General features: G+C 65.4%; 23 protein-coding genes. 13 read left to right on the forward strand and 10 right to left on the reverse strand.

Going from position 1 to position 25,644, the window contains the following annotated elements:
- Positions 1-3 precede the first annotated feature (3 nt).
- The 5 genes from AC5RWX_RS08445 (at position 4) to AC5RWX_RS08465 (ending at position 5,830) form a co-directional block, all read left to right on the forward strand.
- Positions 4-990, forward strand: coding sequence for an ABC transporter substrate-binding protein (locus AC5RWX_RS08445; RefSeq protein ID WP_493939455.1), 987 nt, complete (start codon positions 4-6; stop codon positions 988-990).
- A gap of 89 nt (positions 991-1,079) precedes the next feature.
- Positions 1,080-1,874, forward strand: coding sequence for an IclR family transcriptional regulator (locus AC5RWX_RS08450; RefSeq protein ID WP_493939454.1), 795 nt, complete (start codon positions 1,080-1,082; stop codon positions 1,872-1,874).
- 151 nt (positions 1,875-2,025) lie between these two features.
- Complete coding sequence (locus AC5RWX_RS08455; protein ID WP_493939453.1) at positions 2,026-3,006, forward strand: PDR/VanB family oxidoreductase; 981 nt, start codon at positions 2,026-2,028, stop codon at positions 3,004-3,006.
- A 17-nt stretch (positions 3,007-3,023) separates the two neighbouring features.
- Positions 3,024-4,223 (forward strand): cytochrome P450, encoded by a 1,200-nt coding sequence (locus tag AC5RWX_RS08460; protein ID WP_493939452.1) that lies wholly within the window; start codon positions 3,024-3,026, stop codon positions 4,221-4,223.
- Positions 4,224-4,444: 221 nt separating this feature from the next.
- Positions 4,445-5,830, forward strand: a complete 1,386-nt coding sequence (locus AC5RWX_RS08465; RefSeq protein WP_493939451.1) for an MFS transporter — start codon at positions 4,445-4,447, stop codon at positions 5,828-5,830.
- A 141-nt stretch (positions 5,831-5,971) separates the two neighbouring features.
- Here the strand turns inward: AC5RWX_RS08465 and AC5RWX_RS08470 are convergent, their stop codons facing one another.
- Both AC5RWX_RS08470 and AC5RWX_RS08475 read right to left on the reverse strand, forming a co-directional pair.
- Positions 5,972-6,913 (reverse strand): MBL fold metallo-hydrolase, encoded by a 942-nt coding sequence (locus AC5RWX_RS08470; RefSeq protein WP_493939450.1) that lies wholly within the window; start codon positions 6,911-6,913, stop codon positions 5,972-5,974.
- Between the two features lie 28 nt (positions 6,914-6,941).
- Positions 6,942-8,321 carry an aldehyde dehydrogenase family protein gene (locus AC5RWX_RS08475; RefSeq protein ID WP_494097264.1) on the reverse strand — a complete coding sequence of 460 codons (1,380 nt, stop codon included), beginning with the start codon at positions 8,319-8,321 and terminating at the stop codon, positions 6,942-6,944.
- A 177-nt stretch (positions 8,322-8,498) separates the two neighbouring features.
- Between AC5RWX_RS08475 and AC5RWX_RS08480 the strand changes: the two genes are divergently transcribed.
- Positions 8,499-9,296, forward strand: coding sequence for an SDR family oxidoreductase (locus tag AC5RWX_RS08480; protein WP_493939448.1), 798 nt, complete (start codon positions 8,499-8,501; stop codon positions 9,294-9,296).
- A 152-nt stretch (positions 9,297-9,448) separates the two neighbouring features.
- Here the strand turns inward: AC5RWX_RS08480 and AC5RWX_RS08485 are convergent, their stop codons facing one another.
- From AC5RWX_RS08485 to AC5RWX_RS08510, 6 genes are all read right to left on the reverse strand, one after another.
- Positions 9,449-9,952, reverse strand: coding sequence for a hypothetical protein (locus AC5RWX_RS08485; RefSeq protein WP_493939447.1), 504 nt, complete (start codon positions 9,950-9,952; stop codon positions 9,449-9,451).
- Between the two features lie 143 nt (positions 9,953-10,095).
- Positions 10,096-12,084 carry an alpha/beta hydrolase gene (locus tag AC5RWX_RS08490; RefSeq protein ID WP_493939446.1) on the reverse strand — a complete coding sequence of 663 codons (1,989 nt, stop codon included), beginning with the start codon at positions 12,082-12,084 and terminating at the stop codon, positions 10,096-10,098.
- Complete coding sequence (locus tag AC5RWX_RS08495; RefSeq protein ID WP_493939445.1) at positions 12,081-12,449, reverse strand: hypothetical protein; 369 nt, start codon at positions 12,447-12,449, stop codon at positions 12,081-12,083. Before AC5RWX_RS08495 ends, AC5RWX_RS08490 begins: the two co-directional genes overlap by 4 nt.
- A 216-nt stretch (positions 12,450-12,665) precedes the next feature.
- Positions 12,666-13,274: a dTMP kinase gene (locus tag AC5RWX_RS08500; RefSeq protein ID WP_493939444.1), complete on the reverse strand. Its 609-nt coding sequence runs from the start codon at positions 13,272-13,274 to the stop codon at positions 12,666-12,668.
- A 221-nt stretch (positions 13,275-13,495) separates the two neighbouring features.
- A complete protein-coding gene (locus tag AC5RWX_RS08505) occupies positions 13,496-14,638 on the reverse strand; it encodes a N(5)-(carboxyethyl)ornithine synthase (RefSeq protein ID WP_493939443.1) in 1,143 nt (380 codons plus the stop codon).
- Positions 14,639-14,643: 5 nt separating this feature from the next.
- Entirely contained in the window at positions 14,644-14,778 is a 135-nt protein-coding gene (locus AC5RWX_RS08510; RefSeq protein WP_277883565.1) for a hypothetical protein, read from the reverse strand.
- A gap of 254 nt (positions 14,779-15,032) precedes the next feature.
- Here AC5RWX_RS08510 and AC5RWX_RS08515 point away from each other — a divergent pair, with 254 nt between their 5' ends.
- Together AC5RWX_RS08515 and AC5RWX_RS08520 are read left to right on the forward strand one after the other, a co-directional pair.
- On the forward strand, positions 15,033-15,695 hold the full coding sequence (locus AC5RWX_RS08515; RefSeq protein WP_493939442.1) for a DNA alkylation repair protein: 663 nt from the start codon (positions 15,033-15,035) through the stop codon (positions 15,693-15,695).
- A 92-nt stretch (positions 15,696-15,787) separates the two neighbouring features.
- Complete coding sequence (locus AC5RWX_RS08520; RefSeq protein ID WP_493939441.1) at positions 15,788-16,360, forward strand: GNAT family N-acetyltransferase; 573 nt, start codon at positions 15,788-15,790, stop codon at positions 16,358-16,360.
- Positions 16,361-16,589: 229 nt separating this feature from the next.
- Here the strand turns inward: AC5RWX_RS08520 and AC5RWX_RS08525 are convergent, their stop codons facing one another.
- On the reverse strand, positions 16,590-17,345 hold the full coding sequence (locus AC5RWX_RS08525; protein WP_493939440.1) for a FadR/GntR family transcriptional regulator: 756 nt from the start codon (positions 17,343-17,345) through the stop codon (positions 16,590-16,592).
- Between the two features lie 195 nt (positions 17,346-17,540).
- On the opposite strand from AC5RWX_RS08525, the gene eat reads away from it, so the two are divergent.
- From eat to AC5RWX_RS08550, 5 genes are all read left to right on the forward strand, one after another.
- A complete protein-coding gene (gene eat, locus AC5RWX_RS08530) occupies positions 17,541-18,977 on the forward strand; it encodes an ethanolamine permease (RefSeq protein WP_493939439.1) in 1,437 nt (478 codons plus the stop codon).
- Positions 18,978-19,018: 41 nt separating this feature from the next.
- On the forward strand, positions 19,019-20,392 hold the full coding sequence (locus tag AC5RWX_RS08535) for a glutamine synthetase family protein (RefSeq protein ID WP_493939438.1): 1,374 nt from the start codon (positions 19,019-19,021) through the stop codon (positions 20,390-20,392).
- On the forward strand, positions 20,392-21,150 hold the full coding sequence (locus tag AC5RWX_RS08540; RefSeq protein ID WP_493939437.1) for a gamma-glutamyl-gamma-aminobutyrate hydrolase family protein: 759 nt from the start codon (positions 20,392-20,394) through the stop codon (positions 21,148-21,150). The genes AC5RWX_RS08535 and AC5RWX_RS08540 overlap by 1 nt, the downstream gene beginning before the upstream one ends.
- Positions 21,129-22,505 (forward strand): aldehyde dehydrogenase family protein, encoded by a 1,377-nt coding sequence (locus AC5RWX_RS08545; RefSeq protein ID WP_493939436.1) that lies wholly within the window; start codon positions 21,129-21,131, stop codon positions 22,503-22,505. Before AC5RWX_RS08540 ends, AC5RWX_RS08545 begins: the two co-directional genes overlap by 22 nt.
- Before the next feature lie 104 nt (positions 22,506-22,609).
- The gene (locus tag AC5RWX_RS08550) at positions 22,610-23,416 is read left to right on the forward strand and encodes a 3-oxoacyl-ACP reductase (protein WP_493939435.1); all 807 of its coding nucleotides are present in this window, start codon (positions 22,610-22,612) and stop codon (positions 23,414-23,416) included.
- 280 nt (positions 23,417-23,696) lie between these two features.
- Here the strand turns inward: AC5RWX_RS08550 and AC5RWX_RS08555 are convergent, their stop codons facing one another.
- Positions 23,697-25,595: an FAD-binding monooxygenase gene (locus tag AC5RWX_RS08555; protein WP_493939434.1), complete on the reverse strand. Its 1,899-nt coding sequence runs from the start codon at positions 25,593-25,595 to the stop codon at positions 23,697-23,699.
- Positions 25,596-25,644 lie beyond the last annotated feature (49 nt).

The raw sequence follows: 25,644 nt of genomic DNA on the forward strand, positions 1-25,644 counted from the left end.
TCCATGCGAGTAACCAAGACATCCATCGCCGCGACATCCGCCGCGGCAGCCCTGGCACTGTTCCTGACTGGCTGTGGGGGTTCGGCACCAGCCGGCGGTTCCAGTGCAGCCGGGGAACCTACTGCCGCCGAGATCAAGGTCGGGCTGATTCCGGTCGCCGAATTTTTCCCGGTCTATGTTGCAGAAGACCAAGGGTTCTTCGATGAGGCAGGGCTGGACGTCAGCATCGAATCAATGTCGAATGCTGCCTCCATCGTTCCTTCTGTTCTCAACGGGCAGTTGAACATCGGAACTGCCGCTACGCCGCCCTTCCTCACCGCGATCGAGAAGAACATTCCCGTTACCGCCGTCGCCAACGCCGGCAACACGACGTCGGTAGCGGGCGAAGACACCGGGGCGTTCGTGGTGGGGGCCGACAGCGCCATCACGTCTCCGAGCGACCTCGAAGGCAAGACGGTCGCTGTGAATGCGCTGAGCTCGCTGCCTCACGTCGCCGCGGCCGCCCGTATCGCGGCCGACGGCGGGAACGTGGATGCGGTGAAGTTCGTCGCCATGCCGTTCACCGACATGCTGGCCGCACTGGAGCAGAAGAGGGTGGATGCCATCCTTCCGGTAGAGCCCTTTATGTCCCAGAGCCTCGAGGCCGGGGGTAAGAGCATCTCGCCCCTGTACACGGATGTTTACCCGGCTGGAACAACCCACACACTGTACTTTGCCTCCAAGCAATTCGCCGCGGAGAACGCCGAGGCCCTGACCGGCTTCCGGGAGGCTGTAGCCAAGGCAAACGACCTGATCTCCCAGGACGCGTCGGTACTCCGTGCCGCTCTGGTAAAGCACGGGGGCATGGCCGAGGCCATGGCGGAAACCGTCAATCTTCCCGCGTACGAGACGGACTTCAACATCGAAGGCATGAAGGTCTTGGCGGCTAAGATGAAGGAGAACGGCTTCCTGACCACCGACGTGGATGTCGAGGGTTCGATCCTGAAGTAAATCCGGTACTTTCCCGGCCGGGCGCCAGCGGCGCCCGGCCGGTGTGTGTTCGGGCCTTGATCGCAGGGACGCCGCCGGAGGAGGAGTTCTTGGCTAATCCATATCCGCGCAGGCCGAAGTCGGCGGAAGCCGAAGCGCCAGCGCAGCAAAATACGGTGACGGCCAAGGCCTTGTCGCTGCTGGCTACCTTCGACCCCGAAAACAGCCGGCATTCGCTGAGCGAGATGGCCCGACGTGCCGGCCTGCCGGTGGCTACCGCGCACCGGCTGGCGAACGAACTGGTCGCTTGGGGGGCGCTGGAACGAGTCGGCGGCGCGTATGTCGTCGGGCACCGCATCTGGAGGCTGGGCCTGCTGGCGCCGGTAAGGCAAAACATTACCGAATTGGCTTCCCCCTACATGCAGGATGTCCTGTTCGTCACCCAAAACGTGGTCAATCTCTTCATCCTCGACGGCGAAGAGGCGTTGCTCCTGGAGCGGATCTCGGGAACGAGGGCGGGTCTGCCTTTCCGCAGGGTCGGGGCTCGCATGCCGCTACATGCCAGCGCCGCGGGCAAGGTTTTTCTGGCCTTCGGACCCGAGCATGTACGGGAGATACCCAGCCGCCGCTTGGAGGCCCAGACCGCACACACCATCACCGATCCGATGGCGCTGAAAGCCGAAGTGGAACGGGTGCGCTCCCGCGGCTTCGCCACCACTAACGAAGAAGCCGGCCTGGATAACTATGCCGTGGCCGTTCCGGTCCTGATGTCCAATGGCACGTGCACCGCGGCCCTGGGCGTGGTCGCCCAGGGAGGACCGCCGTCGGTCGGATCCGTGGTTCCGGTGCTTCGGATCGCGGCGCGGAGCATCGCCCGTCGGCTTGCTGTCGGCAGCGGGTACTGACAGGCGCTTGCTGCCGCCTACTGCTCCAGGTTTTTCCATTGGCCGGAAAGGGCGCGGGGGACTGTGGCGCCGCGCACCTAGCATGGTGATCACTGCCTCACCCGCACAGCCGGGCCGGCGCGAATTACCAAAGATCTAGGAGCGGTACAGGATGACAACCACTGCCCCAGTGATGGCTCCAGCGGTCATTAACACCACCATAGAGGCCGTGGAACACGTTGCCGACGGCGTTGCCTCCTTGGTGCTGCGCCGCGCCGACGGCCAGCCCTTCTCCCCTTGGGAACCAGGAGCTCACATTGACGTGTATCTGGAGGAGGGGCTGATCCGGCAATACTCGCTGTGCTCCACACCGAACGACCTCAACACCCTGCGCATCGGAGTGCTCCGAGTGCCGAACTCCAGGGGTGGCTCACAGCATGTGCACGAAAAGCTCGTTCCCGGGGCACCGTTGGCCATCTCTGCCCCGCGCAACAATTTTCCCTTGGCAGATTCGCGCAAGTACTTGTTTCTCGCTGGCGGCATTGGCATCACACCCATCATCCCGATGATCGAGGCAGCAGAGGCTGCTGGCAGGGAATGGGTGCTCTACTACGGAGGGCGCAGCCGGGACACTATGGCCTTTGCCGACGGCTTGGTCGCTCAATACGGTGAGGAGCGCGTCCGCATAGTAGCCGAGGACACTGAAGGCCGCATGGACCTGCAGAAGATCCTGGGAATGCCGCGGGCCCACATGCTCGTCTACGCCTGCGGTCCCGGGGGGATGCTCACCGCGGTTGAAGACTTCTGCATGGGCTGGCCGCCGGGGGCACTGCACACCGAACGGTTTGTCGCGGATTCCCTCGGCGCCGGCGCCAACGCCGAGCCGTTCGACGTTGAGCTGGCCCGCAGCGGCGGTACCGTGACCGTCGCGGCCAACCAGACGATTCTGGAGGCAGTGGAGGAGGCCGGTGCCCGAGTGCTCTCGAGCTGCCGCGCGGGCTTATGCGGAACCTGCGAAACCCGGATCCTCTCCGGCGAGCCGGAGCACCGCGATGCCGTTCTCACCCAGGAAGACAAGGACGCCGGCGAGATCATGCTGGTTTGCGTCTCCCGTGCAGCAGCCGGCTGTAACCGGCTCGTCCTCGACCTCTGACCGATCCAGGAGCAAACATGACCATCACATCGCACGAACCTGCAGTCATCACTGAGGATCCGTTCAGCCCGGCAGTCATCACTGATCCGTACCCTTTCCTTGCCCGCCTGCGCGATGCCGGGGCAGTTACCTGGCTTGAGTCCGCCGGAAGCTACGCGGTCGCCGGCTACGAGGAGGTGTACGAGGTCCTCACCGATTTCGAGACGTACTGCTCCTCCGGAGGCCTCGGTCCGCGCGACATTCGCAAGGACGATGGGTGGCGCCCACCGAGCATTCTCGAGTCGGACCCGCCGATCCACACCGTGATGCGACGGGCGCTGACCGGCGTCATTAACCCCGGCACCGTGCGGGCGCTGCGCGCTCCCTTCACGCCCCCGGCAGAGGAGTTGGCCTCCGACCTGGCCCGGCGCCCGGGTTTCGATATTGTGAAGGATCTCGCCGAAAAGTACCCGTTGCGGGTTTTCCCCGACGCGGTCGGCATCCCGGAGGAAGGCCGTGAGCACCTGCTGCCATACGGCAACATGGTGTTCAACGCCTTTGGACCGGAAAACTACATCTTCCAGCAGGCATTTGCCCACGGTGACGAGCACGCGGCGGCCGTGATGAAGAACTGTGCTCGGGAATCCCTCGACGATGTTGGTTTCGGCGCCCGCATTTGGGACAAGGTCGGCGAAGGGCTGATCACAGAACAGCAAGCAACGCTGTTGGTGCGCGCACTCTTGTCCGCCGGAGTGGACACAACGGTGTTCGGCATCGGCAACACTCTGTCCGTACTGGCACGCAGCCCCGAGGTGTGGGCGAAGCTGCGCGAGAACCCGACGATGGCCAAGTTCGCCGTCGACGAAGCGCTGCGGCTGGAATCGCCATTCCAGAAGTTCCATCGAACCGTCACCGTGGACACCACGCTGGGCGGTGTGCGTATCCCGGCAGGTTCCAAGGTCCTGGTCTTCATTGGGGCAGCCAACCGAGACCCGCGTAAGTGGGGGGACGACGCCGACTCGTTCAGTTTCGAACGCAGTTCGTCCGGACACGTCGCTTTCGGCATGGGCCTGCACCAGTGCGTCGGCCAGCCGATTGCCCGGCTCGAGATGGAGATCGTCCTGCAGGAACTGCTCCAGCGGATTGCCACGATCGAACCGGCAGGAGCGCCGGTACCCATCGTGCACAACGTGCTCCGCGGCTTCGAGTCCTTGCCCGTGAGCATCACCGCGGCCTGACTCTGTCGCGCCGCGGCGGGCTGCCGCGGCCGCATGGCCGGCACAGTTTGCCAACGCCGGGCGCCCTGCCACTCCCTAGAGCGGGGCGTCCCGCCGCTCCCTACCCGCGGCGCGCCCCGCCGCTGACCAGACCCGGCGTGCCGCAACTTCCTGCTACCGGGAGCCCTCGCGAACACGTTCAGGCATCCCACGCGATTCCGTTCTTCCCAGAAGGAGCCACTATGGCTATCGATACATCAGCGCCGTCCGACGCAGCCGTCATGGACCAGCGGGACCCGGCCCGCTGGAGCCCACGGAAACGCACTGCATACGGTTGGATCGTTACCGGCATGCTGCTGGTGCTGATGATGATCAGTTGGGCCGATAAGGCGATTCTCGGCATCGTTGCGGTGCCCTTGATGACGGACCTCAATCTGACAACGGAGCAGTTCGGCCTGCTGGGCAGCGCCGTTTTTATGCTGTTCGGCGTGGCGCAGCTGATCGCCGCCCCGATCGCGAACCGGGTGAAGTCCAAGTGGATTCTGCTGGTCCTGTGCCTGACCTGGTCGGTGGCCCAAGTGCCGATCTTCGTTTTCGCCTCGCTGCCCGCCTTGTGGTTTAGTCGGCTGCTGCTAGGGCTGGGCGAGGGACCGTTGGCGCCGATCTCAATGCACGCCACCTACAAATGGTTTCCAGCGGCGCGCAGCGCCGCGCCTGCCGCTGTTACGGCTTCTGGGGTCACCCTGGGCATCGTTGCCTTCGCGCCGGTCCTGGCATGGATCGCGGCCGAATTCGGCTGGAAAGCCACGTTCGTCTTTCTGGCACTCATTGGCGTGGTGTGGGCGGCGGCGTGGACGCTGGTGGGCAAGGAAGGCCCCTATGTCTCCGCCCAAGCCGAACGAGAGATCGACGGCGGCGGCCAAGGGACCGACGACGACACCTCCGCTGCGGCTGCGGCCGCGGCCGACACTAAGGTTTCCTATCGTCGGTCCTTCGTGACGCCGACATGGCTGCTCGCGGTGCTCTGCTCCTTCCTCGGGTACTGGACCTTCACGGTGGCCACCACGTGGCTCCCGGCATACTTCGAAACAGTCCATGGTGCCAGCACGCAGGAGGCCGGTTCCCTCATCACGCTGCCGGCGCTTTGGGGCACGATCGCAACGATCGGGCTGGGTGTGCTGCCCCAAAGGTTGGCCGCCCGAGGCATTCCGACCAGGCGGTCGCGCGGGGTCGTCCTGGGTTGCGCTGCGGCTTTTGCCGGGACAATGGTGGTCTTTGGGACATTGGCTCCAGTCGCCTGGCTTGCGGTTCTCTGCTTCACGTTCGGATTCGGGACCGCTCCTGCCCTCTTTGCTCTGACCTACCTTGTCGCGTCCGAGACGACAACCGTCGGGCAGCGCGGCGCGGTGCTTCAGGTGACGAACGCGGTGCTGACTGCCGGCGGTCTCTTTGCCCCCGCCGTCGTGGGTTTCATTATCGGACGCGCGGCCAGCGCCCCGGTCGGATATGCCAACGCCTTCCTTCTCACAGGAGCAATGCTGGCCGCCGCGGGCATCCTCGGAGCCGTTTTCATTAATCAACAGCGTGACCGCCGCCGTCTGGGGCTGGACATCACCCAACCAGCCTGACCTCAAGGCTCCTCCTGACTGAAATCGGACAGCGCCGCCGCCCATAAGGGTGGCGGCGCTGTCTTTTTCGCAGCCTCCAGGCCCTGCCGGGAAGCGAAAGGGCCAACCCCGAAGGGTTGGCCCGGCCAGCGCACGGCTGAGTTAGTTCGCGGCCCGCGCCAAGGCGGGCGCCAGGGTGAAACGATCGCCGCTGGCCGCCACGTCCACCGGCCCGGCGAAGGTGCTGCGGGCGCGACGTTCCCATTCCTCGGCGCTGGCGACCCCCGCCAGGTGTGACAGCACCAGACGCTTGGCTCCCGACTCGGACGCGATGCGACCTGCACCTTCGGGGGAAGTATGCGACACCTTCTGGTGATTGAGGAAAGCCGGATCGAATCCCCGCCGGGCGAAGAAGTCAAGGTTAACCGCCTCATGCACCAGGAGGTCCGTACCCTCGGCCAGGCGGGCCAGCGCGGCGCACTCCGCGGTATCGCCTGAGAAGGTGATGGAACCTGCTGCGGTGTCGAAACGGAAGGCGAGGGCGGGCCGCACCGGAGGGTGGTCCACGAGGACCGCGCTGACCCGGACCAAGTGGTCCTCATAGACCGGAAACGGCGCCCCGGCTTCGACCGAGTCGTAGGCCGGGGTTTCGATTTCGGTGGCCTTGACCAAGCGTTTCAAATTCGGACGTGCCTCATCCGTCTCGCGGATGTCGACATCGTAGGAGAACGCCTCAAGCGTATGCTGCACCAATTCGCTGGTGCCCGCCAAACGGTGACCGTCGGGATGCGTGGCATCCCGGCCCGGACCGAATAATCCGATCTCGCGAGTAAACCCCTCCACGGGCTCGCCCCAGTTCCACAGGAGGAAACCGGGCAGCTCCACCACATGGTCGGAGTGCAGGTGGGTTATGAAGCCTGCAACGAAATCACGGCCGCGCAGCCCCGCCTGATGAGCTGCCCGGACACAGCCCAGGCCAAAATCCACCATGTAGAAAGAATCCCCGACGACGACGGCGCTGGCGATACCGTTTTCCGGGCCGCGGATTGCGGGCCCGGCCGCGGTGCCCAGCGTGACGAGTTCGGTGGTGGGAATGGATGTCATGGACTTTCCTTCGTCGTGTGCAGGATGGCTAAGCGTGGGGACGCATGTTGAGGGTGCGGGTCTCCAGATATTCGTTGAGGCCCCAGCGACCCCGTTCCCGGCCCACTCCTGACGCCTTCCAGCCGCCGAACGGTGCATCCGGTTCGACGACCGTGTGTTGGTTGATCCAAACAGTGCCGGCCTCGAGCCGGGAGGCTATGCCGTGGGCGCGGGCCGTGTCCGGTGACCACACCGAAGCACCCAGGCCGAATTCCCCGGCGTTGGCCGAGTCCACCGTGGCGTCTAGATCGTCATAGGCAATGATCGGAAGCGCGCTGCCGAACTGTTCCTCATCCACAAGGCGCATGCCGGGCTCGGCGTCAGTGACGACCGTGGGCGACAGGAAGTAGCCGGGGAGGTCACAGCCCCGGGAGCCGCCGGCGGCGATCCGGGCACCGGAGGCAACGGCTTCCTCCACCAGAGCGTGGACGGTCTGCAGTTGTGAAGCGTTGTGCATGGGGCCCATCGTCGTACCTTCGGCAACTCCGCGTCCGAGCACATGTTCCGACGCCACGGCGACGACTGCCTCGGTGAACTCGCTGGCGCGACTGCGCGGCACGTAGACGCGCTTCACTGCCATGCAGACCTGGCCGGCGTTGCGGAAGGCGCTGCCGACGATGCCGCGGGCCGTGGTCTCTGCATCGGCGTCGTCGAGGACGATGGCCGGATCGTTGCCGCCGAGTTCCAAAGTCACGCGCTTGACCGTGGCCGCCGCCTGCGCTGCGACGGAGGTGCCGACGTCCGTGGAACCCGTGAAGGAGATTTTCCGGACGCCGGGCAGGGAGCTGAGTGCCACGTTGACCGTGCGCCGGCTGCTCGTGCGCACCTGCAGTACACCCGCCGGGAGGACCGTGTTAAGGACCTCGGCGAGCGCCAAAGTCGAGAGGGGAGTGCTGGCCGAGGGTTTCGAGATGACCGTGCAGCCCGCGAGCAGCGCGGGGGCAAGTTTCACACAGAGAAGCGAGATCGGGAAGTTCCACGGTGTGATGGTTCCGACCAGCCCGACAGGGCGGTAATGGACTTCGAGCGAGCGGTCGCCGCGCGGTGGCAGCGGCTCCACCTCGTCCCACTGCAAGTCGGCGTAGTAGTCGAAGAGGCTAGCTGCGACGCGGAATTCTCCCACTGCTTCGGCCAGCACTTTGCCCTGTTCCAAGGACAGGATTCGTCCCAGGCGGTCTGCGTCCGCGCGGATGAGCTCGGCGATTCGCCGGATCGCTGTGCGCCGTGCGTCGCGGTCGGCGGCCCAGCTCGCGGCGGCCGACTGGGCCGTTTCGATGGCCTCTCGGACGTCGGCCTCTGAATGCTCCGGGGCTTGGCCCACGACTTCCAGGGTCGCGGGATCGAGGACGTCGTAGACGGCGTGCGGCATGGTGGTCCTTCCGTGTCGGGCATGCTTCCTCACAGCATCCCGCCCGGCGGCGCAACACGTATCCCAGGCTTCCATTGGGCGGAAAGAAGGTGTGGGCCGCCTCGTGAAGGGATGCACGATAGGAGCGAAGAGGAAACTAGCCGACGCGCCCCCACGGGGTTGAAGGAGTGGGATGAGATGGCCACTAATTTGCCGATCGCCGTCACCGGAGTTGCCTCCGGCATCGGTGCAGCCACCGCAAGACTGCTAAGCGAACAGGGTGCCACGCTGATCGGTATCGACAGGGCAGTGCCGACGTCGTTTGAGGGCCGCTTTATTCAGGCAGATCTCTCATCGCCGGAGGGAGCCCGCGAAGCCGCCGCACAAGTGTCAGCGGCAGCACCCGACGGAGTCCAGGGGCTGGCCAATATCGCCGGCGTTCCGGGAACCGCCCCGTGGCGCACAGTTCTCGGCGTGAACGTCTTCGGACTTCGTGAGCTGACACGGGGTCTGGCGCCCGCCCTCGTTGAGTGTGCCAGCGTTGTTAACCTGGCCTCGTCCGTGGCATTCCAGTGGCGCAGCCTGATCGACTCCTGTGCCCGCTTTGCCCTTGCCGCGGACACCGAGGCTGCCCTTGAAGCCGTCGCGGACGACCCACACGCCACCGGGGAGTCCTACCTCTTCTCGAAGCAGTGCGTCCGCTTCCTTACCGAGCAGCTCTCGGCCGAGCTGATGCCGCGCCGCATCCGGGTGAACTCGGTCAGCCCGGGTCCGGTGCAGACGCCCATTTTGGAGGACTTCAAGAACGACCACGGGCGGGACAAAGTCGAGGGGGCGGCCAAGCTCTTGGGCAGGTTCGGCGAGCCCGACGACATCGCGGCCGTTGTGGCCTTCCTTCTCTCAAGCGACGCAACTTGGGTCAATGGAGCCGATATTCGGGTCGACGGCGGGCTAACCGCATACCGTGCTTCGTCTGCTGCTAGCGCAGGAGTCTGACGGCGGCGATAAGCGGCCGAGCCGAAGGGGGACAAGCCAACGAAATGGCTTGTCCCCCTTTGCATCGCTGCCAAATGGGCCACTCGGTGAGTGGCTCCGCAGGGTAATTGGCTGGGCCCAAAGCCGCCCCTGCCGACCGCCCTTCCTGAGTCCTAGGCGCCGTCGTCGTAGTACTGGCTGTTCATCCCGAACTCAGGGTCCTGTTGGGAGCGGACCATGCGGTGGTCCTCGGGGTGGTCCAGGCAGGGGCTGCTGAAGGAGAGGACGACGGCGTTAACGCCGCCGGCGACGTGATGGGCGGCGGTGGCGCCGAGCTCGCCGTTGCGGAAGTAGAGGGTGCGGACGTTGCCTGTTGGGGCGGTGGCCTCGTTCTTTTGCTCCCAGCCCGATCCGGTCAGGTAGTCGGCAGTGGCGTCGAGGGCGGCGTTCGCCTGGTCAACGTCGGCGACTTTGCCGGTGGCACGGCCGATCCAGGCCGTCTGGGTCTGCGGTTGTTCGTCCTCGGGGCGCAGGCAGGTTTCCTCGCGGAGCAGGTCCACCGTCAGGTCGGCGGCGGAGGACGCCTCCGCTATCGCCTGGGGCAGCAGCTGCTCGAGCTGGCGGCCGTAGTCCTGCGATACCGATTGGTTCTCTTGCGGCTGGTTCTCCTGCGACACGGCGCAGCCTCCTAGGGTGGTGATGGCCAAAGCGGCAGCGGCGGTGAGCCGAGCAGCGTAGCCGCGCCTCCGCCGTCGTACTGTTCGGCGGTGCGGATGCGGAGCGCCTGCGGCGGGACGAAAGCGGAGCCGGGCCCGCACGCTCATTTCTCCAGACTTTCCACCGTCACGGTTTCCAGATTGCCATAGGCGTAGTCCTCGGGATTCTGCTCGAGCGGGCTGACGATGCGCGGGCCATAGGGGGAGTAGGTCTGGTGGACCTGGTCCTCGACGTACGGACTGACCTCGGTGCCTTCGATAACACCTTGGATGTTGGTGGCGGCGGTGGAATCCTGCCGGAAGTAGTCGGTGTGCCCGCCCATCAGCGAGTCGGGATCAGCGGCGGAGAGGAAACCGGTCTCCAGTCGGACCGGATTCATCACCGTGGGACTGCCGCCGCGCCAGAACGAGGGCCCGTGGTAGCCGCCGCCGAGGAGTTGCGCGGCAGAGATCGGGTCGTCGCGGGTCTGCAGCCAGTAGCGGTGGGCGTTGGGGTTGGCGGTGTCCTCGGGACTGCCGACATTGTGCCCGGTGCCGGCGGGAGCCACGTAGACGATGTTGGTGGAATCCAGGCCTTCGCGCTCGCCGGTGCCCAGCAGCGAGCCGCCGGCGCTGTAGCCGATGTAGGTGGTGCGGGCATCGGGCCTGACTTCCAGGTCCAGGGCATGGTCGAACGCCGCGAGCAGGGGACCGCCGTTTTCGTTGAACGAGGTGGTGATGTTGTCGCTGATCTCATCCGGCAGGTCGGTGCCTTGCCAGTAGAAAGAGACCGCGTTCGTGGCGGGCTCGCCGTTCACCGCGTCCAGCCGGCGCGTGTACGCTTCCAGCTGGCCCAGGTCCGCGCCGGTGCCCGGCACCAGCGTGGCGATGGTCCGGGTGCCCGGGCCCAGCGCGCCGTCCATGGTGACAATCCGGCCGTCGCCGTCCAGGCTGAGCATCACCACCTGCAGAGGATGCTCGACGGCGAAGTCCAGTCCCGTGCGCAGCGTCGCCAGCCGGTTGTGCTCGGCCTGCCATATTTCCAGGTCCTCGGTGTACTCCAGGTAGGCCCGCTGGTACTCCGCGCGGTGCTGGTTCCGGCCGGAGGACAGGTAGTCGTTGAGGACCGGCTCCGCGCCGAGCCGCTCCTGCTGGCTGGCCACCGTTTCGCGGTAGCCGGCGGCGGTGATGGTGTTGGCACGCACCCGGCCGGCAAACGGGATACCGTTCAGGGCACCGAACACCGCCGGATAGAGCAGCAGCAGGCGTTCCTGGTCTCCCGGCGCCAGCCCCTTCCAGGTGTCCCGGATGTTGCTGATCCCGGCTTCGGTCAGCGCGGCGTCGTTGGCCATCGCCCGCGCCATCACTGCCTCGGCGGAGCCGGGCATCCGCCAGGCCGGCAGCTTGTTGGCGGCCAGCACGGCCGCGCCTTCGGGGTTGGCCGCCGCCCACTCGCGCAGTTCCTGGTCGGTGAGCCCGGTGAGCGAGGCCAGGTACGCCTCAGGGGTCAGCGGACCGAAGCGCTCGTTCAAGCCAGTGGTGAAGCCGGCCCACGGCGGCGCGGCCGGGAGCGCTGCCGATGCGGCCAGCAGCGGGGTGGCCGGCAGCGAGTCGAGGGTGCCGCCGCTGATAGCCTGGAGCGCGGCCGCGGTTTCGGAGCTCAGCGCCTGCCAGTCCGCCCGCAGCGACGCTACCCGGCCGTTGAAGGCTTCGGCCCGGCGGATGGCACGCTCCGCTTGATTGTCGTCCAGCGGTTCGGCGCCGCCCAGCGCGGCGTTCAGAGCCGCCGCCAGGCCGGGCCGTGCCGCACGGAGTTCTTCCGCCTCCGCTTGGAGCGGCTGGCCTGCGGCGACGAAGGCTGCCACGGCATCGCGAGCGGCGGCCAGAGCCGCGGTCCATTCCTGCATCGGGCCGTCCAGCTCATCCAGCGCGGCGTGGACTTCCAGCTCGGTCTCCGGCTGCCGGTACGCGTCTTTCAGTCCCGACCACGCGGCTTGGGCATCCGACAGGTAGCTGGCCGTGGCAGCAGCTCGGCGCGACATTTCCTCCACCGCGTCCGACAGCTGGTCCCAGGGCACATCGAGCTCCGGGACACTGGCCAACCTGACGGTCACGGCTGCGGCACCGGGCCGAAACCGCGCGCTGCGAGGACCGGCGCGTCACCGGCGTTCAGGGTCTCGGCGAAGTCAGCGGCGGCAGCGGACATCTCCCCGTCCGCGTCGATGAACAGCTCGGCCGTCTCGGCGACCACCCGGGACTTGCCGTACACCAGTCCGGCGATCCGCTGGCCGACGTCGCTCCTCGGCGACCAGAACCCGACGAACGCCTCCGCCACATCGGCGGCGCTGCCAAACAACGACGACGCCGCCTCACCGGCCGCTGCCGCGTCGCCTGCGGCCTTGTCCAGCGATTGGCCGTCCGCGGCCACATCCACCAGTACCGCATGGAGCTGCCTGGGACTGATCCGCCAGCTACCCATGCCCGCCCCGCCTTCCGTGGTTAACCGTTCCTTGGGCTACTGTCCCACGGGAAGCTGCGGAACTGTATGGGGAGCACTCCCCATCGGGAGGCGGCTCGCTAGTCACTCCTCATCGCAGGAATGCTCGCTAGTCAGCCAATCGCAGGAGTGCTCGCTAATTACTCCCGATCTGAGGGCTGCTCCACAGCATTCCCTATGGGGACGAGGACGGCGCCGCTAGCTGGCCGGCGGCGAGGCGGCAGCCAGGATGCGGTGCAGCACGTCGCTGCGGGACCCGTCCGCGTCGATGACCTGCCAGTTCAACGACCCGGCCATTCGCAGGTAGGCGCAGCGGGCCGCCCGGAGATAGTCCACGGACTCGGAATCCTCGCCCCGCGCCGTAATCCGGGCGTGCGCCGTCTCCGCCGGAACATCCAGCAGCACCACCGCGTCGGGTCTCGGCAGGATGCGGACCAGCCAGGGCAGGACGCGTCCCGGCGGCAGGCCGCGCACAGTGCGGAGGACCTGCTGGCAGTGCAGGTGCCGGTCCATCACCGTGGTCCCGTGGAAGGTGGCGGCACGGATTTGGGACACCAACACGTTGAGGGTGCGCACAGTCGACTCGAACCGGTCGGCCCAGCGCGGTGTCACAGTGATGCCAAGGCGTGCACTGGCCCGGGCCAGCCAGCGCCGCCCGGCCGGATTGCGCAGCACCCGCGCCGGACGGCCCGCTGCCCGCTCGGCGGCGACCAGCGACGCGGCTGCCGTCGTCTTCCCGGCCCCGTCGATGCCGAGGACGAGGACAGTGCGCCCCGCTTTCGGCCGCGGGCGGGTCTCAGTGGACAAGGTTTCCTGCTCTCGGTCGGTGATCTCGCTTGGCACAACGAACACCAGGCCCGAATCGGTGCCCCGGTTCAGCTGTGATTTTGCTGAACTACGACCGCTATCCTTGCGGTGCCTTGCCCGCCCGGATCCGGCAGCAGCTCCCCATGCTTGCCAAACAGAAGGACGACGGCCGCCCGTAGGCAGTCGTCGCCCTTCCTCTGCAGCGGTAGGTGCCGCGACTCTCAAACAGCCGCGTGCGGATACTCTGCCGAGCGGTGCTGGAACGCAAGGACCGCCGGATTGACGATGACGCCGTCACGGATTTCGATGGCCCGGCTGATCGTGTCGTCCGCGCTCCAACTGCCGGGTCCGCTCATGACAGTGCGCAGGAACGGGATCAGGGCCGTGCTGATTTCCCAGGTCGCGGAATTCCACAGGTAGGACGGCGTGTGGTCCACCGCGTAGTAGCTCACGTGGTCGCCCACCTCGAAGGTGGGCTCGGCGAAGGTCGTCATCTTCGCCCAGCTGAAGCCCATGCCTTCATCGCAGGAGACATCGACGATCAGGCTGCCCGGCCGAAAGCCGTCCAGGTCAGCTTCGTCCAGGTAGATCAACGGGTTGTTCGGATCCTGCAACGTGCAGTTGACCACAATGTCGCGCTCCGCGAGGAACGGCGCCAGCGGCACCCGTCCGTCGTCGGTGATGACATGGCTGAGATGCGGGGCCGCAGCGTCGTGATCGAACTGAGTGATGCGCGCGGAGTGGATCGGCGATCCCACGGCGGCCGCCGCGCGGTTGGTCAGCACCTGAACATCATGGATGCCATGCGCGTTCAGGGCCGTGACTGCGCCGCGGGCGGTGGCGCCGAAACCAATGACGACGGCGGTGAGCGGGCGGCCGTAGTCGCCGGTAGATCCTGCCAGTTCCAGCGCATGCAGCACTGAACAGTAGCCTGCCATCTCGTTGTTCTTGTGGAAAACGTGGAGTGCGAATCTGCCGTCCTCAGCCCAATGGTTCATGGCTTCGAAGGCGATCAGGGTCAGCCGCTTGTCGATGGCCAATTGGGTAATGGCACGGTCCTGGACACAGTGCGGCCAACCCCAGAGGATTTGGCCGTCCCGGAACTCGGCAAGGTCTTCCGGCTGTGGCTTCGGCAGCAGCACCATATCCGCTGCTTCAATGAGCTCCTGGCGCGAGGCGATCCGCCCCACCAGTTGCGCCAGGTGCTCGTCGGACACACCGAAGCGCTCGCCGTAACCCTGCTCAAGGATGATCCGCTCGCGGAGGTCGGCGTCAAGGCGCTCGATGTGCGCAGGATGAATGGCCAGCCTGCGCTCATCGGCCTTGCGCGTCGTCGCCAGGACTCCGAGCGACAGCAGCGTCAAGCGGCTCAGCGCTTCTTAATGGTGGTCAGTGTCTCCGAGGCTGCCGCGCCGGCCGCCTTGGCCTTCTTGTCGCTGCGCTTTTCCTTGATGGACTTGCCCGATTTCTTGGATGCAGATTGTCGGGGAGATTTGTCGGCCATGAGTGCCTCCTCAGCGCCAGCAGAGAATGCTGCGCTTTAACGGGAACAAAAGATTTTGTTCCGTACCCCTGACCATACGGCATGGCACCTCCGCCGGGACATTGCGTCCGGCAAACAGTGCGGATGGTTAATTCGCACCACAAGCAGAGGGCCGCCAGGACGACGACGGGTGAGCGCCGCCGTCGTCGTTCTCTTAACCAGTCCGGGGCGACCCATATGCTGGAGGCTGACGTGTGAATGACCGGGAGGGTGAGATGGCGACGGTGGCCGAGGTGATGGCCGAACTGGCCGGGCTTGAGGATCCGAAGGTGCGCGAGGCGAACGAGAAGCGCGGCGACGACCACGGCGTGAACCTGTCCAAGCTGCGCGCGGTTGCGAAGCGGCTGAAGACCCAGCAGGAATTGGCGCGCGAGCTGTGGGCAACAGGCGATACGGCGGCGCGGCTGCTGGCACTGCTGATCTGCCGTCCGAAGGCCTTCGGACGCGACGAATTGGACACCATGCTGCGCGAGTCGCGGGCGCCCAAGGTGCACGACTGGCTGGTGAACTACGTGGTCAAGAAGAGCCCGCATGCCGAGGAGCTGCGCGTGGCCTGGACCGCGGATGCCGATCCGGTGGTGGCCAGTGCCGGCTGGGCGCTGACCACCGAACGGGTGGCGAAGAAGCCCGAGGGGCTGGACCTGCCGGGGCTGCTGGACACCGTCGAGGCGGAGATGAAACACGCGCCGGACCGGTTGCAGTGGGCGATGAACCACACCCTGGCCCAGATCGGGATTGAGCATGCCGAGCACCGCGCCCGCGCAATCGACATCGGCGAACGCCTGGAAGTGCTCAAGGACTACCCCACACCGCCGAACTGCACCTCGCCGTTCGCGCCCATCTGGATCAACGAAATGGTGAGCCGGCAGGGCGGTTAGCGCGCGCCCCGCCGGGGCCCGCCCGGGAGCCCCAGCAGGCCCGGCAGTCAACACCCATTGCAAGGGCCCGGTGATGCTGCCAGTGTGGGTGCATGGCGGTGGAGGTCCGGGCAGCAGACGTCTTCGAGGACGTGAAGGCAATCGTGGGGCCGAAGCGTGCCGACGCGACCGTCTGTTGGTGCCTGAGCTATCGCCTCCCGTCGAAAGACAACGTGGCCCTGCGCGGGACGGAGCGCGGCGAGATGGTGCAGCGCCTGTGCCGGCAGGATCCGCCACCCGGGGTGCTCGCCTACGACGGCGAGGAGGTGGTGGGCTGGGCGGCAGTGCACCCGCGGGCCGACACCAGCTTTGCCACCAGCCGGAAAATCCCGCAGGTTGACGACCTCGACGTGTGGTCGGTGTGGTGCATCCGGGTGCGGCCCGGGCACCGCGGCCAGGGCATCTCGCACCAGCTGCTGGCTGGCGCGGTGGAGTTCGCGCGCGGGTACGGCGCTCCCGCTGTCGAGGGTTACCCGGTGGACAACCGCGGCGAGAAGGTGGATCTCACCATGGCCTATGTGGGCACGCGGAGACTTTTCGAGCGGGCCGGCTTCAGCAAAGCGGCGGACACCGGCTCGGTGCTGAACGGATTTCCCCGCGTCCTCATGCGGCTGGATCTGCGCTGACCGCTCGATGCGATAAAGAGGAGGACGACGGCGGTGCTTGCGCGCCGCCGTCGTCCTCCTGATCCGCTGGTTAGTGCTGCGGCTGGCGGGCCGGCAGCAGCGGGGCGAAGAACTCTGCGAGTTCAGCGGTCGCGGTCAGCGGGACGTTGGCCACGTACTGGTCGACCATTCCTAGCCGAAGTCGATGAGGTTCTTCGCCACAGCCGGCTAATCAAGGCCTGATGTCGGGCTATGACCCACCGCCGACGTCCTGCCTTGACAGGAAGCCGCGGAGGAGCGAGGCCGTGCCCTCCAAGTGCTCGGTCATGAGATCGCGTGCGCGCGTCGGATTACCAGCAAGAATCGCGTCGATGATGGCCTGGTGTTGAATGTCTGAATGCTCGATGTTCGGCGTCAGGAAGGGAATTCTATCCAACAGGTCGCTCGTTGCCGCGCGGGCCTCTGCCACCGACGCGGTGAGCCGCGGGGATGGCGAAAGTCCAGCGATGGTGATGTGCAGTCGTGCATCCAGCGGGCGGTACTGCCCGGGATCCGCCGTACTGACGGCGCGTAGGGCATCCAGCAACCTTGTGCGTTGCGTCGCGGTCAGGGTCGCTGCCGCCGCAAGGGCTGCGGCGGCAGGCTCTACCACGGCTCGAAACGTGAGGACGTCCTCGACCATGTCCTGGTCCTCTTTGCTCAGAGCCGTTTCGCTCGTGGGCAACTCGGGCGCGACCACAGCGCCGCCATAACGGCCGCGCTGGATGGTGAGGTACCCCGCCCTCTGTAGCTCTGCTAGGGCATCGCGCAATGTTGCACGTGAGACCCCCAGTGCCTCGGCCAGTTCCCGTTCGGGCGGAAGCCGTCCGCCGGGAGGGAAAATCCCATTTTTAAAGCCGCGTAACAGATGTTCGACGGTCTCCTCGAAAGCGTTGCCCTTTCGAGCCCTGCCCAGCAGTTGATAAGTGGCGGGGGGCTGCGCCTCACGCTTGGCGGCCATGTCCATTGGACCAGCATGCCATGTCGGTAACTAATGCTCCATTGGGTCGGAAAGTGACCCTTGATCAAAGATTTCCTTTTCGCACTATTGACGTGACAACGTGTGGTGGCCCACAGTGAGAGACGTTAATGGACTAAAAATGCTCCATTGAATATTTCGGCCTTCCGAGCTACATCCTTCACAGACCAGCGAGGCGATCCCATGGCGCGAAAATCCCACATCGATTACGGAGTGGTGGACAAGGACTATCTCAAACACCGTCAACTGAAGCCCGGGGCGGCCGGCTGGGTGCTCCTTGCCGGCCTTGGCATCGCGTATGTCATCTCTGGGGACTTTTCCGGCTGGAATCTTGGCCTGGCTGTCGGGGGTTGGGGTGGTCTGCTCATTGCCTTTGTGCTCATGGGCCTGATGTATACCTGCATGGTGTTCGGACTGGCCGAAATGTCGTCGACGCTCCCGACCGCTGGAGCGGGCTATGGCTTCGCCCGCCGTGCTCTGGGGCCCTTGGGCGGCTTCGCCACCGGCATGGCGGTCCTGATTGAATACGCGGTGGCCCCGGCCGCGATCGCGACCTTCATTGGCGGCTACATCGAGGCGCTGGGGCTCTTCGGGCTGACCAACTCGTGGCCGGTCTACCTCGTCACGTACCTCGTCTTCATCGGCATCCACATGTGGGGTGTCGGCGAGGCCTTGAAGCTCATGTTCGCTATCACGGCCATCGCCATCGCGGCCTTGGTCATCACAGTCATAGCACTCATCCCGCACTTCGATGCTGCCAAGCTTTTCGACATCGTCCCCGACGGTTCGACAGGCTCCAGCGCATTCCTGCCCTTCGGAATCCCTGGCGTTCTCGCGGCGCTGGTGTTCGGCATTTGGTTCTTCCTCGCCGTAGAAGGCGTTCCACTGGCCGCCGAGGAAACGGCCGACCCCAAAAAGGACATGCCGCGCGGCATTATTTTCGCGGTGATGTTCCTCGTGGCTTCCGGCGCGGCCATGCTCATCCTGGTTCCAGGAACGGCGGGCGCGAGCGCCATGGGCGTTTCAGAGTCGCCGCTTCCCGAAGCGCTACGTGCCGCCTACGGCGAGAACGCACTGGTCGCCGACATCGTAAACTACGCCGGACTTGCCGGACTCGTCGCGAGCTTCTTCTCAATTGTCTACGCCTACTCGCGCCAACTCTTCGCCCTTTCACGGGCGGGTTATCTCCCGCGTTTCCTCTCCGTCACCTCAAATCGACACACTCCCTGGGTGGCACTCCTGGTCCCGGGCAGCATCGGGTTCATTCTGGCCGCCGTCACAGGTAATGGCGGACTGCTGATTAATATCGCTGTCTTCGGGGCGACACTCTCCTACGTGTTGTTGAACTTGAGCCACATCATGCTGCGGATCAAGGAACCGGACCTGCCCCGCGGCTACCGGACTCCGGGCGGCATTGCGACCACAGGCATTGCCCTCGTCCTTGCCGTCGTTGCACTCATCGCCACTTTCGTTCTGGATGCCGTGGCCGCCGGCGTCACCGCCGGAGTCTTCCTCGTCGCGATTGCCTACTTCTGGTTCTACAGCCGCCACCGGCTTGTGGCGAGTGCCCCCGAAGAGGAATTTGCCATGCTGGAGAACTCTGAGAAGGCCCTCAAATGAACCCCATCCGGACTTCCGACTCCACCGAGGAAAGCAGAGCCATGACTTCACATCCGCGCAGTGACAGGATGCTCACCGTCGAGCAGTTGCGGGAGACGATCAAGACCGGGGAGATCGACAGCGTCATCGTCGCATTCACCGACATGCAGGGGCGGCTGCAGGGCAAGGTCATCCATGGCGGGTTCTTCCTGGACTCCGCGCTTGAGGACGGTTCCGAAGCCTGCAACTACCTACTGGCGGTGGACACCGAAATGAGCACGGTGGGCGGCTACTCAATGACCAGCTGGGACAAGGGCTACGGCGACATGGAGTTCGAGCTGGATTTGGATACGATCCGTCGAGTTCCCTACCTGGAAAAAACGGCGATGATTCAGGCCGACCTCAATTACACCACCGGAGAGCCCGTGGCCGTTTCCCCGCGCAGCATCCTGCGTTCGCAGCAGGAGAAGGCGGCAGGGCTTGGCTTCAAGGCCCTTGCGGGCACCGAACTCGAGTTCATGATCTTCAACAACAGTTACGAGGACGCCCAGAACGGGCACTACCTCAACTTGACACCTGCGAACCTGTACAACGTGGACTATTCCATTCTCGGCTCCATGCGCGTGGAGCCCCTGCTGCGCGACATCCGCAACACGATGTTTGAGGCTGGGATGATCGTGGAGTCGGCCAAGGGTGAATGCAACTTCGGTCAGCACGAGATCGCGTTTCGCTACGACGACGTCATTACCACCGCGGACAACCACACCTTTTACAAGCTCTCCGCAAAGCACATGGCGGCCCAGCGTGGCCAGGCCGTGACCTTCATGGCCAAACCCAATGAACGCGATGGATCGTCCTGCCACATCCACATGTCTCTGCGTGGGCTCGACGGCGACCTCGCATTCTGGGACGAGGACCGGGGCGAGCGCAGCGCGCTCTATGACCACTTCATTGCGGGCGTGCTCGCGACCATGCGCGAATTCACCCTGTTCTATGCACCAAACATCAACTCTTACAAGCGATTCGCCAAGGGCTCATTCGCGCCAACCGCCGTCGCCTGGGGGCTGGATAATCGCAGCTGTTCGATACGTCTGGTCGGCAAGGGACGTTCGGCCCGGATGGAAAACCGGCTCCCCGGGGCGGATGCGAACCCGTACCTCGCGCTGTCGGCCATGCTGGCGGGCGGACTCTACGGAATCGAGCACCAGCTCGAGCTTGGGCCGATGACGTCCGGCAACGCGTACGATTCGGATGCGGAACACGTTCCGCACACCATGGCGGAGGCGTGCGAGCTGTTCGCGAACTCCTCGGTAGCTTACAAACTATTCGGCCAAGAGGTCGTGGAACACTACACGCACTACGCCGAAGTGGAAATCGATCAGTACAACGCGGCCGTCACGGACTGGGAAGTCCGCCGCGGATTCGAACGCCACTGATGGGACGCCCTGCACAGGTCAGACCAAGAATAGGCCTGACCACCTATTGGCAGGAGGCGTCCTGGGGTGTCTGGTCCAGTCCTGCCGCAATTGTTCCGGGCAAGTACGTGACAGGCGTCGCCGCCGCAGGTGGCACGCCGCTGCTCTTACCTCCCGTGGGCACCGACGAATCAGTCCTGGAGGTGCTGGATGGCCTCATCGTGATTGGCGGGGTGGACGTCGACCCGGCGATCTACGGGGCCGAGCCGCACCCCAGCACCGCATTCCAACCCGAACGCGACGACCACGACATCCGGCTGACGCGGACGGCACTGGACGCGGGACTGCCGCTGTTCGCGATCTGCCGCGGTGCCCAGATCCTCAATGTCGCCCTCGGCGGGACCCTTTACCAGCACGTTCCCGATCTGCTGCCCAAATCGAGGTACCAGCCCTCACCCGGCATATTCGGCACGGTGGAATTCACCACCGCCCCCGGATCGCTGATCGCGGAACTGCTAGGGGAATCCGCCACCTCACCGTGTTATCACCACCAGTCGGTGGACCGGCTGGGCGAGGGGCTAAAGGCGACCGCCTGGGCCCCGGACGGAACCATCGAGGCCGTCGAGTGCCCGCAGGCACCGGGCTGGGCGCTGGGCGTGCAGTTCCACCCCGAGGAGAACCCCGGCGATGCCCGGTTGTTTGCAGGATTCATCACCGCAGCCGCCACCTACCGGAGAAAACGACAGGAGAGCCACGCATGGGCACCGTCACCGTCCTGAACCCGGCAACCGGCCGGGGGATCCGCGAGGTATCGCTTGCCGAGGTTGGGGAGGCTGACCAGGCAATCGAACGGGCAGCCGCCGCCTTCGAGACCTGGCGCGCCGTGGCCCCGGCCGACCGCGCGCTGCTGCTGCGCCGGTTCGCTGCCGCGGTGGACGCGGATCTGGAGAACCTCGCGCGCCTCGAAGTCGCGAACGCGGGACACACGATCGGGAACGCGCGGTGGGAAGCAGGCAACGTGCGCGATGTCCTGACGTACTACGCCGCGGCGCCGGAACGGCATTTCGGCCAACAAATCCCCGTGGGTGGGGGAGTGAACATCACTTTCCACGAGCCGCTGGGCGTCGTGGGCGTCATTGTTCCGTGGAACTTTCCCATGCCCATCGCGGGTTGGGGGTTCGCGCCTGCCTTGGCAGCCGGAAACACAGTGGTCCTCAAGCCCGCCGAGCTCACCCCGTTGACAGCCATCCGGCTGGGCGAGTTGGCACTGGAAGCGGGGATACCACAAGGCGTCTTCACGGTGATCCCGGGCAAGGGATCGATAGTCGGCGAGCGCTTCGTCACGCATCCTGCGGTCCGCAAGGTTGTCTTCACCGGATCCACACGGGTCGGGAAGGGGGTCATGGCCGGATGCGCCGAGCAGGTCAAACGGGTCACCCTTGAGCTCGGAGGCAAGAGTGCCAATATCGTCTTTGCCGACGCAGACCTGGAACAGGCAGCCGCCAGCGCACCGGGCGGGGTCTTCGACAACGCAGGGCAGGACTGCTGCGCGCGGTCACGCATCCTGATCCAACGCAGTGTCTACGAGAAGTTCCTCGGACTGCTCGAACCTGCAGTGAAGGCTTTCCGGGTCGGAGATCCCGCAGATGAAACCACCGAGATGGGGCCCCTGATTTCCGCCGGACAGCGGGATAGCGTCGCGTCCTTCGTGTACGACGCCGATGGCGTCGCCGGTGCCGAAGTCGCCTTCCAGGGATCGGCGCCGCAGGACGGGGGCTTTTGGTTCCCGCCCACTGTGCTCACGCCCACCGACCCGGGGGCACGTTCCCTGCGGGAGGAAATCTTCGGGCCCGTGGTCGCCGTCGTGCCCTTCGACGACGAGGCGGATGCCATACGGATTGCCAATGATTCCGTATTCGGTCTGTCGGGATCGATCTGGACCTCCAATGTGGGCCGGGCACTGCGAGTCTCACGTGGCGTGGAAGCGGGAAACCTTTCGGTCAATTCCCACTCCTCGGTCCGCTACTCGACACCGTTCGGCGGTTTCAAGCAATCGGGCCTCGGGCGGGAACTGGGCCCGGACGCCTTGGACTCCTTCACCGAAGTGAAAAACGTCTTCATGTCCGCCCAATAGTGCCCTGATATACACCGACGGTGCCTGCCGTCACGTTAGTGCACCACCCGCGCGAAAGATCGCGAGGACTTATCCCAAGCGCGGAACAATCCAAGGAGCATCCCATGTCTGTCACGAACACGGCCCCCTACAACGGGCTTGTCAGCAATCGGCTGGAGGGCCGCAGCGCAGTCATTACCGGAGGAGCGTCAGGCATAGGCTTGGCGGCTGCCAAGCGGCTTGCCCATGAAGGTGCGAATGTGGTTATCGCGGACATCTGCTCCGATGAGGTGGGGACGGCAGCGGCTGAGTCCGTCGGCGGCATGTTCGTGCGCACCGACGTGACGAACGAGGCTGATGTCATCAACGTCTTCAAGACCACCAAAGACGCCCACGGCAGTGTGGACATCGCCTTCAACAACGCCGGCATTTCCCCGGCCGATGACGCTTCCATCCTAGACACCGGCATCGAGGCGTGGCGCAAGGTGCAGGAAGTGAACCTCACATCCGTCTACTACTGCTGCAAGCAGGTCATTCCGTACATGCAAGAGCAGGGCAGAGGCTCGATCATTAACACGGCATCCTTTGTCGCGGTCATGGGTGCCGCCACATCGCAGATTTCCTACTCCGCGTCCAAGGGCGGGGTACTGTCCATGAGCCGGGAACTCGGTGTGCAATTCGCCCGTCAAGGCATCCGTGTAAACGCGTTGTGCCCGGGGCCAGTGAATACCCCGCTACTCAAAGAGCTCTTCGCCAAGGACCCGGAGCGCGCCGCCCGTCGGTTGATTCATGTGCCACTGGGCCGCTTCGCGGAACCCGATGAATTGGCTGCCGCCGTGGCGTTCCTGGCCTCGGATGATTCGTCCTTCATTACGGCCAGCCAGTTTCTGGTAGACGGTGGAATCGCGGGAGCCTACGTCACTCCGCTGTAACGGGCAGAAACCGGTGAATGCTGCCACGGTCTGCTCGCCCAGGGCGGGCATACACCGCAACTTTGAATCGTTCCGCTGCCCGCGACAGTTTCTTCAGCCGCGCCACCGACGCCGCGATGGCCAAGGTTTTGCAGGCCGTCGTGGTGGGTAGCGGGTCAACGTCCGCGACTGCGGGGGTCTCCGGGCGCGGGCTTAGCCACAGTCCCTCCTCGGTCCTAGGATCGTCGACGAAGGACGACGGCGGCGCGTGCGCACCGACGTCGTCCTCCGGATCTGCTGGTTAGTGCTGCGGCTGGCGGGCCGGCAGCAGCGGGGCGAAGAACTCCGCGAGTTCAGCGGTCGCAGTCAGCGGCAGGACGTTGGCAACGTACTGGTCCGGGCGAACCACCACGATGGCGCCGTCGCGGGAGAGGCCGCGGACGTCGAAGATGTCCTCGTCCTTGGCGGTGCCGAAGACCTTCTCGAGGTTGGTCAGCTGGAAGGGGCCGACCTGGGGCTTGAACACGGCGGGCACGGCGTTGATGTCAACGTCCTCGTGGTTCTGCTGGTAGATGACCTTCACATCGAACCATGCGTCCAGGTCAGCGCCCTCCGGGGTGGCGGCCAGCGGCGAATCCTGCGCGGTGGCCAGCCACTCGCCCAGCTCTGCAACGGCGGCGGACTCTCCGGCCTTGGCCTGGTCAGCGAAGACGTAGATGCGCCAGCGGCCGTCGGCCTCGGCGAGGTGCCCCAGATGCAGCGGGTTGGTGTCGCAGACGCGGGAGACCTTGGCGGACTTGAAGCGCTTGCCGACCGGGAAGCCGGTTGCCAGGTCCTGGTGCTTGGCCTCGGCCGTGAGCAGCGAGGAGGTGTACTCGGTCATGAAGCCGGCCGGGAACTCGGCGGTGCGCACGTAAAAGTCCTCGAGTTCGGAGGGGTCGTTGAACTCCTCGGGCTTCTTCGCCATCATCGTCGACCATTCCTTGTCGAAGTCGATGAGGTTCTTGGCCACCACCTGGCGCTCGGCGGAGTAGGTGGAGAGCAGGCTCTCCGGGCTGCGGCCTTCGAGCACGTGGCCCAGCTTCCAGGCGATGTTGAAGCCGTCCTGCATGGAGACGTTCATGCCCTGGCCGGCCTTCGCGCTGTGCGTGTGGCAGGCATCGCCGGTGATGAAGACGCGCGGCGTGCGGGTGCCGACGTCCTCGGGCAGCAGGTCATCGAATCGGTCGGTGAGGCGGTGGCCCACCTCGTACACGCTGTGCCAGGCCACACTGCGCACGTCGACCGTGTACGGGGTCATGATCTCGTTCGCCTTGGCGATGATCTGCTCGATGGACGTCTGGCGGATCTTGCCGTTGTCATCCTCGGGTACCTCGCCGAGGTCCACGTACATGCGGAACAGGTAGCCGCCTTCGCGCGGGATCAGCAGGATGGAGCCGCCGTCGTGCGACTGGATGGCGCACTTGGTGCGGATGTCCGGAAAGTCGGTGTTGGCCAGCACGTCCATGACGCCCCAGGCGTGGTTGGCGCTGTCACCGGCCAGCTTGCTGCCGATCGAGGCGCGGACCTTGCTCCGGGCGCCGTCGCAGCCCACCACGTACTTGGCGTGGACGATGCGTTCGGTGCCTTCATCCGGGCCGGCGCTGCGGACCAGCGTCACCTTCACCGGGTAGTCGCCCTCGTCGGTCACTTCGAGGGTCTTGAATTCCCAGCCGTAGTCGGGCGTCAGACGGGTGGGGGAGTTGGCAGCGACTTCGGCGAAGTAGTCGAGCACGCGGGCCTGGTTGACAATCAGGTGCGGGAACTCGCTGATGCCCATCTCGTCGTCAACGGCACGGCCGCCGCGGACAATGTTCCGGGGGTTCTCGGTGTCCGGGCGCCAGAAGTTCATCTCGGTGAGCCAGAAGGCCTCGGCAGTGATCTGCTCGGCGAAGCCAAAGGCCTGGAAGGTCTCCACACTGCGGGCCTGGATGCCGTCGGCCTGGCCCAGCACCAGCCGGCCGTCCCGGCGCTCCACCAGACGGGTGGTGATGTTCGGGAACTGCGCCAGCTGGGCAGCCGCGAGCATGCCGGCAGGTCCGGAGCCCACGATGAGCACGTCGACTTCGTCCGGAAGCTCCTCGGGGCGGTCGATGCCGACGCCGGCGGCGGGCTTGACCCGGGGGTCGCCTGATACGTAACCGTGGTGGTGGAACTGCACGGGATGTCCTCACTTCGTTGGGCCGTTTGCGGGAGGCCTGTGTTCTATA

The sequence above is a fragment of the Arthrobacter sp. SPT-J7 genome (genome assembly GCF_059089965.1).

Excerpts from the sequence above, each read along its gene's own strand:
- AC5RWX_RS08445 (WP_493939455.1), top strand. The coding sequence starts at position 4 with ATGCGAGTAACCAAGACATCCATCGCCGCGACATCCGCCGCGGCAGCC.
- AC5RWX_RS08455 (WP_493939453.1), top strand. The coding sequence starts at position 2,026 with ATGACAACCACTGCCCCAGTGATGGCTCCAGCGGTCATTAACACCACC.
- AC5RWX_RS08460 (WP_493939452.1), top strand. The coding sequence starts at position 3,024 with ATGACCATCACATCGCACGAACCTGCAGTCATCACTGAGGATCCGTTC.
- AC5RWX_RS08465 (WP_493939451.1), top strand. The coding sequence starts at position 4,445 with ATGGCTATCGATACATCAGCGCCGTCCGACGCAGCCGTCATGGACCAG.
- AC5RWX_RS08470 (WP_493939450.1), bottom strand. The coding sequence starts at position 6,913 with ATGACATCCATTCCCACCACCGAACTCGTCACGCTGGGCACCGCGGCC.
- AC5RWX_RS08475 (WP_494097264.1), bottom strand. The coding sequence starts at position 8,321 with ATGCCGCACGCCGTCTACGACGTCCTCGATCCCGCGACCCTGGAAGTC.
- AC5RWX_RS08480 (WP_493939448.1), top strand. The coding sequence starts at position 8,499 with ATGGCCACTAATTTGCCGATCGCCGTCACCGGAGTTGCCTCCGGCATC.
- AC5RWX_RS08495 (WP_493939445.1), bottom strand. The coding sequence starts at position 12,449 with ATGGGTAGCTGGCGGATCAGTCCCAGGCAGCTCCATGCGGTACTGGTG.
- AC5RWX_RS08510 (WP_277883565.1), bottom strand. The coding sequence starts at position 14,778 with ATGGCCGACAAATCTCCCCGACAATCTGCATCCAAGAAATCGGGCAAG.
- AC5RWX_RS08515 (WP_493939442.1), top strand. The coding sequence starts at position 15,033 with ATGGCGACGGTGGCCGAGGTGATGGCCGAACTGGCCGGGCTTGAGGAT.
- AC5RWX_RS08520 (WP_493939441.1), top strand. The coding sequence starts at position 15,788 with ATGGCGGTGGAGGTCCGGGCAGCAGACGTCTTCGAGGACGTGAAGGCA.
- AC5RWX_RS08525 (WP_493939440.1), bottom strand. The coding sequence starts at position 17,345 with ATGGACATGGCCGCCAAGCGTGAGGCGCAGCCCCCCGCCACTTATCAA.
- eat (WP_493939439.1), top strand. The coding sequence starts at position 17,541 with ATGGCGCGAAAATCCCACATCGATTACGGAGTGGTGGACAAGGACTAT.
- AC5RWX_RS08535 (WP_493939438.1), top strand. The coding sequence starts at position 19,019 with ATGACTTCACATCCGCGCAGTGACAGGATGCTCACCGTCGAGCAGTTG.
- AC5RWX_RS08540 (WP_493939437.1), top strand. The coding sequence starts at position 20,392 with ATGGGACGCCCTGCACAGGTCAGACCAAGAATAGGCCTGACCACCTAT.
- AC5RWX_RS08545 (WP_493939436.1), top strand. The coding sequence starts at position 21,129 with ATGGGCACCGTCACCGTCCTGAACCCGGCAACCGGCCGGGGGATCCGC.
- AC5RWX_RS08550 (WP_493939435.1), top strand. The coding sequence starts at position 22,610 with ATGTCTGTCACGAACACGGCCCCCTACAACGGGCTTGTCAGCAATCGG.